1 protein-coding gene and 1 pseudogene are annotated in these 1196 nt (G+C 79.3%); both read right to left on the bottom strand.

The genetic code is table 11. The features are described 5' to 3' along the window. Positions 1–972: EamA family transporter (locus tag RKE29_RS29970; RefSeq protein WP_312008854.1), on the bottom strand; the 972-nt coding region annotated here is incomplete at its 3' end. A 38-nt stretch (positions 973–1010) separates the two neighbouring features. Next, positions 1011–1196: pseudogene (locus RKE29_RS29965) on the bottom strand (hypothetical protein); the annotation flags it as partial.

Below are 1196 nucleotides of genomic sequence, written 5' to 3'. Positions count from 1 at the left end.
GGCGGCGGGCACCGCCTCCCCGGCCCCGCCGGGCGCCGGCTGAGGGGACGGGGCGGGCCCGCGCGGCGCGGAGGTCTGCGCGACGAGCGCGCCGGCCAGCACCGCGGCGCCGCCCAGGAGCTGCGGCGCCGCCAGCCGCTCGCCCAGCAGCACCCAGGCCAGCACGGTGGCCAGGACCGCCTCCAGACACCCGACCACCGTGGCGACCTGCGGTGTGAGCCTGCGTACGGCCAGGACGCCGGTGGCGTAGGCGGCCACGGTCGCCACGAGCACGATCCAGGCCAGCAGCAGGAGCGCGGGCACACGCGTGCCGTCCATGGCGACCCGGCCGCCGAGCGCCGGCCAGGCCAGGTCCCACGGCCGCGCCACGGCGGTCAGCGCGACGGCGCCCGCCAGCAGCCCGTAGGCGACCACGCCGAGCGGGGCGGCGTCCTCCTCCTGACCGCCGCCGTGGTCGGACAGCACGAAGTAGCCCACCTGGCAGCAGGCCGCGCCGAGGGCCGACAGCAGGCCCGCCGCGTCGAAGCCCAGCCCGGACCAGACCTCGACCACACAGGCCAGCCCGCCGACCGCGAGGACGACCCCGACGGCCGCCGCCCGGGTGACCGTACGGCGCTGGACGAAGCGCACCCAGCCGAGCACGAGGGCCGGCGCCAGGTACTCCACCAGCAGGGCGACGCCGACGGGGATCCGGGAGATCGCCGCGAAGTAGCACGCCTGCACGCCCGCGACCGCGAGCAGGCCGAAGCCGGCGAGCAGGGCGGGGCGGCGGCGCGCCAGGCCCCGGTGGCGCCAGGCGACCGGCAGCATGACCGCGGCGGCGCCGACCACGCGCAGCCAGGCGACGTGCAGCGGTTCGAGCCCCGCGTCGATCAGCGGCTTGGCGGCGACGCCGGACCCGGCGAACGCGGCCGCCGACACCAGGGCGAGCCCGAGTCCCGCGCCCCGGCCGTGGTGCTGAGATGTGCGCATCGGGGCATCATGCCAGGATGCGACAGGAGCGTCACCCCTTACGCTCCTGGCAATCCCGGTTCCGGGCGCAACCCTCCCGGCGGCCCCGCGGCGGACGGCCCGTGCCCGCGGCAGGGTGTACGGCCGTCGGCGCGGGCCGCGGCGGCGGCCGCGTCCAGCGCGCCGGCCAGCAGGTCCGGGTCGGCCCCGGCCCGCCGCAGCACCTCGGCGGCACGGCACCCGGG

The organism is Streptomyces sp. B1866 (genome assembly GCF_031932565.1).
Taxonomy (GTDB): domain Bacteria; phylum Actinomycetota; class Actinomycetes; order Streptomycetales; family Streptomycetaceae; genus Streptomyces.
This window is presented reverse-complemented; position numbering and strand designations above follow the sequence as displayed.